Below are 7522 nucleotides of genomic sequence, written 5' to 3' on the forward strand. Positions count from 1 at the left end.
CCTGACCTCTGAACTGGATTCCCGCCTGCGCGGGAGCACAGCGCGGATTATGTCAGTGCATAATAGCGCAGCACATTGCCGTCCGCCCGCCGCTCGCCTACGCCGATGAACACATGTTTGGTCAGCCAGTCATGCTTGCCCACCGGACATTCAAAGGTCGGATTGCCGCGCAGATAATAGTCCTGCTGTTCCACTGGCTGTCCTTCGCCAAAGGCCCAGTCGCGCAGTTTCGCCATCGTGTCGGGCTTGCGACCCCAAAGGAAGCCGCGATTGTTGAGCAGGATCAGCGTGCCATCCTCCTCTTCCAGCATATAGCGCGCGTCCAACACCGCGACATCGTCGGGCCGGAAATAGGCATAGTCGCCGCCCGATCCCGGCACCGCCTTGCCCTTTAACCTTGGCCCCTCGAACGTGCCGCCATCGACATAGACAGCGCTGCGACTGCCCCCCATGGGCGTGTTTACGATGGTCTGCATGCGCGGAAATTGCAGCCGTACCTCCATCACAAATTCCAGTCGCGGATTATCCAGCGTCGAAAACCTATCCATTATCCAAGCTCCAATGTGCCGCCATCTACAAACAAGTTTGCCGCCGTGATAAAACTCGCCTCGTCCGACGCCAGGAACAGCACCGCGCGCGCGACCTCCTCCGCCCGGCCCATCCGTTTCATCGGTACGGCATTGATCATGACCTCACGCATCGCTTCGACATCGGCCTCGCTCATCCCCGGATTGCGATGCAGCAGCGGCGTCTCGATCGGGCCGGGGCTGACCATGTTGACCCGGATACCTTCACCCACCAACTCGCCAGCAATCACCTTCATCGCGGCATATAGTCCGCCCTTGGCTGCCGCATAGGCCGTGTTGCCCGGCACGAAGGCATGGCCACCGATCGAGCCGGTCGCGACGATCGACCCGCCCCGGCTCATCAGTTTCAGCGCCTTCTGGATTGCGAATATACACCCGTGCAGATTGACGCCATGGACATGGCCCCAGTCATCCGGCTTCAGATCGCGGAAGGACGCGAAACCGCCGACGCCTGCATTGACGAACAAAGTGTCGATCCGCCCGTCCTGCGCGGCAATGTCGGCTATCACCGCGTCCATCGCATCCAGATCGGCAATGTCCGCGCGATAGCCTTTTGCGCCAGGAATCGCCGCCACCGCCGCGTCGATCGTCGCCTGATCGCGGCCCGTCAACCGCACGATCGCGCCTTCAGCGGCAAAGGCCTGCGCACTGGCAAGGCCAATCCCGCTATTGCCGCCGACGACCAATATTATCTTATCGCTGAACCGCATGTCTCGCTCCGTCAAAAGGGGGAATTGGGATTGGGGCTGTCGGTCGGCACGTCCTGCACCACGTCCCAATGTTCAGCGATCCGCCCGTTTTCGACACGGAAAATGTCGATCACCGCAAAGCCCGGATCGTCCGGCCACCGCCGGACATGATAATGGACAATGACATGATCATCCTCGACAAAGCAGCGCTTGATGTCATGCACCGCGTCCGGGGTCTGCCCACGCACCTGCCGCAAAAATGCTTTGAGCGGCTCCGTCCCGGTGTCGACCCACTGGTTATACTGGATATAATCGGGGGCCAGATAGCGGTCCACCGCGTCGGCATCCATGGGTTTGAGGACATGGTCGAACATCGCCATGACCAGTTTTAGATTGCGCTCTTCTTGCTCGGTGCGGGCCATATCATCCTCATTCCGTCTTTTTCGCTGGCGTTCGATCGCGCCTTGCCGTTACGATAACGATCGTTATTAATAAGGGCAAGCGGGCAGGGAAAAATTTGCTGCCTGCAAGATGGGAGAGGCCAATATGAACCGCGCCGATTACGAGCGTTATGCGCACGCCTTCAACAATCGCGACTATGACGCAGTGTTCGATTTCTATGCGCCGGGCGCGACGATCCAGTTCTTCGGGGTCGACCTTGGCACGCGCGATGCGTTCAAACGCTTCTACAGCTTCCTTCATGCCCATGTCGTCGAGACGCTGACGATCGAGCGCTTCGCCGCCAGCGATGAACTGGTCGCGCTGGAAGGGATCATCCGGGTCGAGGCGACCAGCGATCTGACCGCTGAGGCATTGCGCGAACAGGGGCTGGACCAGTTCGCCCCGATCAAGAAAGGCGAGGCGCAGGAGATGCGCCAATATATCCATTATCATGTCGCGAACGGCCGCTTCACCAGCGTCGGCTGCGCGATCATTCCCGAATGAGGGTTTGTCTCGAAATGCGCGAAAGAGCGCATTTCGGTTGCGGATGCGCCAGAGGCGCATTTCAAGACAGACTCTGAGCGCGTCTTTCCCCATGCCCGGCTTGACTTGAGGCCCGCCAAATGTCCTATCGGAAAGCCATGTCGAACAGCCCTGCGCCCAAAAGCCCGATCGCACCGCGCAAGTCGCTTCGGTCCCGTGCTGACGAAGTCAGCCAGTCCGATACGCTGCACCGCATCCTGCGGCTGGCCAATAAATTGATGGCGCCCTTCTCCACCTATCTGGAGCATCGCTACAAGATCAGCCTCAATGAATTTCGACTGCTGATGCTGATCGGCCGCTTCCCCAATTCCGCCAGCCACGAACTGGCGGAAATGACGGGGGTGAACCCGATGAGCGTCTCCCGCGCCGTTGCCGCCCTGCAAAAACATGGCCGCATCACGGTGGAACGCGACGCCAGCAACAAGCGGCGCAAAACGCTGGTTCTGACCGATGAGGGCCAGCGCCTCTATCGGTTGATGCGCCCCCAGACCGACAAGGTCGCCGACTATCTGGTGTCGGGGCTGGAAGCGGCGCAGGTCGATACGCTCAACCATTTCCTCGACACGCTGGTCGACACGCTCGAAGCCAGAGACGAAGCCGGCAACAGCCGCTTCCTCGAATCTACCCGCCCGGACGACGCGGACGAGACGATGACACCATAATCCGTTCGTTTCGCTCGAAGTCGGGAAATCTGCGCGCGATGTTTCCCGACTTCGCTCGAAACGAACGGCGAACGGGTTTGTCAATTAGCGTCGTTGCCCCAGCACCATCAGTGCCGCAACGATGATAACAAACGCCCCCCCCAGCACGCTCACCAGCGGCAGCACCGTAAAGGATGGCAACAGCGACACGACGCCGCTTGCCAGCGCGGTAATCGCCAGTTGCAGCGTGCCCAGCAACCCCGCCGCCGCACCCGCACCGCCCGCCGCCGCATCCAGCGCTGAAATCGCCGCAGGGGTCAGGATCAGGCCCGCAATCGCGAACAAGAGCATGGAATAGATCTGGAACAGCGGCAACGGCATATTCTGTCGCGTCGCCACCAGCGCTATCATGGCCGTCGCAGCAATTGCGACGCTCGCGACGCTCAGCACCAGCCGCCGCGCCCCCAACCGCTGCATCAGTCCCGGCGCAAACTGGGTCGCGACCATCGACGTCACGGCATTGAGCGCCAGCAACAGGCTATATTCGTGCGCGCTCAGGGCAAAGCCGATGCTGAACACAAAGGGCGCTGCGGTCACGAAGGCGAAGGGAATGGTCGTTGCCAGCCCCGCCACCAGCGTCCAGCCGACAAAGGCCGGGGTTGCGAGCAACTGCCCATAGGATTGCAGCATCGACTGGCGCACCACCCGCCGCTCCGGCGGCAGCGTTTCGGGCAGGAATAGCAGCACCGCCGCTATCGCCACCAGGCCACCGCCCGCCAACAACCCGAACAGCCCGCGCCATGACGTGAGCTGCAACAAATAGCTCCCCGCCAGCGGCGCCAACACCGGCGAAATGCCGATCACCAGAAAAGTGAAGGCCATCAGTTGCGCCGCGCGATGGCCGCTATGCCGGTCGCGGATCATCGCCCGCACGCTCGACGTTCCCGCACAAGCACCCATTCCCTGCAAAAACCGAAAGGCGACTAGCTGCTCCAGACTGGTCGCCAGTGCGCACGCCGTTGACGCGGCGATAAACAGCGCCAGCCCACCGATTAGTGGCCACCGCCGCCCGAACCGGTCACCCAGCGTGCCCAGCGGGATCTGCGCCAGCGCCAGTCCCAGGAAAAAGGCGGACAGGGTGCGCTGCACCGCGCCGCTGTCCGCCGCCATCGCCTGCGCCATACCGGGCATGGCGGGCAGATAGAGGTCGATCGCAAATGGACCAAGCGACGACAGAAAGCCAAAGCCGATCCCCAGCAACAGGCTTGGCTGCGTGGCGTCCCGGCCCGGCACCCGGCTCGCATCGGTCATAAATTATGGCACCCTCTTCCCAATTGATAACGATCGTTACATTTATCATGGGACTGGCGCAAGCAGGGAGGATCGCCTAATTGTGTCATCAGCATACAATAACGCAATTGCGCCGACCCGACGCACAGAAGAGGACATATATGGCCATCGCTACCCTGCCAGCGGATGACCCGCGCAGCATCATGGCCGACAGTCCGATGCGCCTGCCACAGATTGTCGCGGTCGCTGTCTGCTTTCTCCTGAACGCGCTTGATGGCTTTGACGTGCTGGCCGTCACCTTCGCAGCGCCGGGCATTGCGAAGGATTGGGCGATCGGGCCGGGCGCGATCGGTATCATCGTGTCGACCGGCCTGGTCGGCATGGTCGTCGGATCGCTGACACTTGGCCAACTGGCCGACCGGATCGGCCGCCGCCGCCAGATACTATTCTGCCTTGGCATAATGACGGTCGGCATGTTCGCCTCCGCCTTTGCCACCGGCGTGGTGTCGCTCGGCCTGCTGCGCGCGCTCACCGGGCTGGGGCTGGGGGCGATGCTGGCGGCGATCAACGCCATGTCGGCGGAGTTTGCCAACCGCCGCCGCCGCGATCTGGCGGTCAGCATCATGGCGGCGGGCTATCCGGTCGGCGGCATCATCGGCGGCTGGGGCGCGGCGCAACTGCTGCGGACACAGGGGTGGGAAGCAATCTTCCTGTTCGGCGGCGTGGCTACGCTCGCCATGGTGCCGCTGGTGCTGGCCTGCCTGCCTGAATCGATCGGCTGGCTGGCGACGCGCGGCGGACCGGACGCGCTGGCGCGTATCAACGCGATATTGCGCCGCCTGGGTCAGCCTCAGGCCGCGCAACTGGTGGCGCTCAATGAACCCAAAGCCTCGATGCGCGCCCTGTTCGCCGATCGCTACCGTGTCACCACCATCGCGCTCATCATCATGTACGGTCTGCATGTCAATTCGATAATCTCAAGCACAAATCGGCATCGGTTGGTCAGTGCATTTTCGGGTCAAGAATCGGGACTTTCCCGCGAGTTTTGATGCCTTTGCGGCGACTGAGGATTGATGGGCGCCGCCCATGTCCCGGTAGAGATGTTCCGTATATATTCCGGATTGGGGACCAAATAGCCATCACCGGCAATCAAGCTGCGCGAGGGTCGGAAGCCATGCCCGTTCGCAGACCATCCTGACCCCGGCATTGCCATTGTGAAGACACAGGAATGCCCCGGCGGGAGTTCCACCGGGGCATTGGAATCGCTGCCGTCGCTGAGGGTATGCGGCGCTATTTGGCGCGCCGCTTCTTGGGTTCTTCCTGGCTGGCTTCCTTCGCCTTGGCGAGGAAATCAACCTGTTCGGCGATGATCTCGCAGCCGTAGCGATCGATGCCGTTCTGGTCGGTCCACTTGGTGTAGTGGATGCGGCCCGTGACCATGATCATTGCGCCCTTGGCGACGTGGTCCGCGACGCATTTCCCGATGCCGTTGAAGCAGGTTATCCGGTGCCATTCGGTCTCGGTCTGCCGGTTGCCTTCGCTATCCTTGAAGCTGTTGGTGGTGGCGAGTGAGACGTTGGTGATCGAGGCTCCCGATTGCGTGGTGCGAACTTCGGGATTGTTCCCAACGAAGCCGACGAGGGTGACGGTGTTTTTCATGGAATTTGACCTTTCGAAGCTGTTCAAACCGTCCAAGGGACCATCCCTTCGACTGAGCCCCGATGAGGCCGGGCACGGACAGGTCTGCACCGATCGCAGAGAGGGAAACCCCGCTCGAAGGGGTGGTGCGGGCAGGCGCCCGAAGGGTGACAACACGGCCCTGAAGACGCGCGGGTTGCATGGCCTGGCCGGGTTCGGACAGGGGCGTGGATCAAGTCATGGAAGGGGATGCTTTCTTGGACATCCGAACGTAGCGCCAAGGTCAGCCCATGAATTACCCGCCATTCGGTCCATGTTCGGCAGGCAATCCTACCTCGCGGCTTGTGAAATCCCCGGCATCCGGCCTACTGTCGCGCCATGAATGCTGTAGAGATCGAACAAGCTGTAACCGACCTGGCCGCCCTGCCATTCGACCGGGCGGAATTCCCGTTCGCGTTCCTGGAGGCGTTCGGGAACAAGGCCACCACGATCAAGAAGCTGCGCAGTGGTTCGTCCAACGCATCGGACGTGCCCGGCGGTATCCTTCAGCGCAGCAATATCCATATCGCGACATGCGATCCGGGCGCGGTCGAGCATACCCTGAAGACGCTTCGCGAAAGCCCGAAGACCGCTGCGGCCAAGGCCAAGTTCATCCTCGCCACCGATGGCGAGGATTTGCAGGCGGAAGACTTGGTCAACGGCGAATCCGTTGCCTGCACCTATGCCGACTTCCCCAATCATTTCGGCGCGTTCCTGGCACTGGCGGGCATCACCACCGTCAAGCAGATCCGCGAAAACAGCTTTGACATCCGCGCCACCAGCAAGCTCAACAAGCTCTATGTCGAGCTGCTGAAGGAAAACCCGGACTGGGCCACCGCAGAGCGCCGGCCGGACATGAACCATTTCATGGCCCGGCTGATCTTTTGCTTCTTCGCCGAAGACACCGACATCTTCCGTAGCGAAGGGCTGTTCACCTCCACGGTCGACCAGATGAGCGACCGGGAAAGCAGCAACACGCACACTATTATCTCAAACATCTTTCGCGCGATGGATACGTCCACGCGGCACGAAGGAAAGCCGGACGATCACTATCGCAAGGCAGCGAATATTCCGCCACATGCCGATGTCTTTCCCTATGTGAACGGCGCGCTGTTTTCAGGCAGCGTGGAAGTGCCGCGCTTCACCCGCATGGCGCGCAGCTATCTGCTGCATATCGGCGGGCTGAACTGGAAACAGATAAACCCCGACATCTTCGGCAGCATGATCCAGGCCGTGGCGGACGACGAAGAGCGCGGCGCTCTCGGCATGCATTACACCAGCGTTCCGAACATCCTGAAAGTGCTGAACCCGCTGTTCCTGAACGACCTGCGGGCGCAGTTGGAGGAGGCAGGCGACAGCGGCCGCAAACTCCTCAACCTGCGTAACCGGATGGCGAAAATCCGGGTGTTCGATCCCGCCTGCGGATCGGGCAATTTTCTCGTCATCGCCTACAAACAGATGCGCGCAATCGAGGCCGAGATTAACGAACGGCGGGGCGAAAAGGAACGCGACAGCGACATCCCGCTTACTAAGGCCTGTGGACATTAGCGCATAGCGATTTTCAAGGCCGCGAGATTGATCATAGCGCGGTAGCTCTCGTCAGTTTTTTCGTACCGGGTAGCGATCCGGCGGAATGTTTTGAGGCTGCAGAAAA

The 7522-nt window shown here is 61.2% G+C and carries 9 protein-coding genes and 1 pseudogene; 4 read left to right on the top strand and 6 right to left on the bottom strand.

Annotation, left to right across the window (positions count from 1 at the left end):
- Positions 1-47: 47 nt before the first annotated feature.
- The 3 genes from KRZ98_RS23825 to KRZ98_RS23835 are packed head-to-tail and all read right to left on the bottom strand — an operon-like array spanning position 48 to position 1698.
- Complete coding sequence (locus tag KRZ98_RS23825) at positions 48-548, bottom strand: DUF3237 domain-containing protein (RefSeq protein WP_217675631.1); 501 nt, start codon at positions 546-548, stop codon at positions 48-50.
- Positions 548-1297, bottom strand: a complete 750-nt coding sequence (locus tag KRZ98_RS23830) for an SDR family oxidoreductase (protein WP_217675632.1) — start codon at positions 1295-1297, stop codon at positions 548-550. The genes KRZ98_RS23825 and KRZ98_RS23830 overlap by 1 nt, the downstream gene beginning before the upstream one ends.
- Before the next feature lie 11 nt (positions 1298-1308).
- The gene (locus KRZ98_RS23835) at positions 1309-1698 is read right to left on the bottom strand and encodes a nuclear transport factor 2 family protein (RefSeq protein WP_217675633.1); all 390 of its coding nucleotides are present in this window, start codon (positions 1696-1698) and stop codon (positions 1309-1311) included.
- A gap of 124 nt (positions 1699-1822) precedes the next feature.
- Here KRZ98_RS23835 and KRZ98_RS23840 point away from each other — a divergent pair, with 124 nt between their 5' ends.
- Positions 1823-2221, top strand: coding sequence for a nuclear transport factor 2 family protein (locus tag KRZ98_RS23840; RefSeq protein WP_217675634.1), 399 nt, complete (start codon positions 1823-1825; stop codon positions 2219-2221).
- A gap of 119 nt (positions 2222-2340) precedes the next feature.
- Complete coding sequence (locus KRZ98_RS23845; protein WP_217675635.1) at positions 2341-2922, top strand: MarR family winged helix-turn-helix transcriptional regulator; 582 nt, start codon at positions 2341-2343, stop codon at positions 2920-2922.
- An 84-nt stretch (positions 2923-3006) separates the two neighbouring features.
- On the opposite strand, the gene KRZ98_RS23850 is transcribed toward KRZ98_RS23845, so the two are convergent.
- Entirely contained in the window at positions 3007-4212 is a 1206-nt protein-coding gene (locus KRZ98_RS23850; protein WP_217675636.1) for a multidrug effflux MFS transporter, read from the bottom strand.
- 140 nt (positions 4213-4352) lie between these two features.
- Here KRZ98_RS23850 and KRZ98_RS23855 point away from each other — a divergent pair, with 140 nt between their 5' ends.
- Entirely contained in the window at positions 4353-5240 is an 888-nt protein-coding gene (locus KRZ98_RS23855) for an MFS transporter (protein ID WP_254798826.1), read from the top strand.
- A 241-nt stretch (positions 5241-5481) separates the two neighbouring features.
- Here the strand turns inward: KRZ98_RS23855 and KRZ98_RS23860 are convergent, their stop codons facing one another.
- Positions 5482-5850 carry a single-stranded DNA-binding protein gene (locus KRZ98_RS23860; protein ID WP_217675637.1) on the bottom strand — a complete coding sequence of 123 codons (369 nt, stop codon included), beginning with the start codon at positions 5848-5850 and terminating at the stop codon, positions 5482-5484.
- Between the two features lie 357 nt (positions 5851-6207).
- Between KRZ98_RS23860 and KRZ98_RS23865 the strand changes: the two genes are divergently transcribed.
- Positions 6208-7416, top strand: a complete 1209-nt coding sequence (locus KRZ98_RS23865; RefSeq protein WP_254798827.1) for a type IIL restriction-modification enzyme MmeI — start codon at positions 6208-6210, stop codon at positions 7414-7416.
- On the opposite strand, the pseudogene KRZ98_RS23870 reads toward KRZ98_RS23865, so the two are convergent.
- Positions 7413-7522, bottom strand: a pseudogene (locus KRZ98_RS23870) (IS5/IS1182 family transposase); the annotation flags it as partial. The gene KRZ98_RS23865 and the pseudogene KRZ98_RS23870 overlap by 4 nt on opposite strands.

It is taken from the genome of Sphingobium sp. AS12, from assembly GCF_019097845.1.
Taxonomy (GTDB): domain Bacteria; phylum Pseudomonadota; class Alphaproteobacteria; order Sphingomonadales; family Sphingomonadaceae; genus Sphingobium.

Bases quoted from the DNA above. Each gene is read 5' to 3' on its own strand.
- KRZ98_RS23825 (WP_217675631.1), bottom strand. From the start codon at position 548: ATGGATAGGTTTTCGACGCTGGATAATCCGCGACTGGAATTTGTGATG.
- KRZ98_RS23860 (WP_217675637.1), bottom strand. From the start codon at position 5,850: ATGAAAAACACCGTCACCCTCGTCGGCTTCGTTGGGAACAATCCCGAA.
- KRZ98_RS23830 (WP_217675632.1), bottom strand. From the start codon at position 1,297: ATGCGGTTCAGCGATAAGATAATATTGGTCGTCGGCGGCAATAGCGGG.
- KRZ98_RS23865 (WP_254798827.1), top strand. From the start codon at position 6,208: ATGAATGCTGTAGAGATCGAACAAGCTGTAACCGACCTGGCCGCCCTG.
- KRZ98_RS23845 (WP_217675635.1), top strand. From the start codon at position 2,341: ATGTCCTATCGGAAAGCCATGTCGAACAGCCCTGCGCCCAAAAGCCCG.
- KRZ98_RS23850 (WP_217675636.1), bottom strand. From the start codon at position 4,212: ATGACCGATGCGAGCCGGGTGCCGGGCCGGGACGCCACGCAGCCAAGC.
- KRZ98_RS23835 (WP_217675633.1), bottom strand. From the start codon at position 1,698: ATGGCCCGCACCGAGCAAGAAGAGCGCAATCTAAAACTGGTCATGGCG.
- KRZ98_RS23855 (WP_254798826.1), top strand. From the start codon at position 4,353: ATGGCCATCGCTACCCTGCCAGCGGATGACCCGCGCAGCATCATGGCC.
- KRZ98_RS23840 (WP_217675634.1), top strand. From the start codon at position 1,823: ATGAACCGCGCCGATTACGAGCGTTATGCGCACGCCTTCAACAATCGC.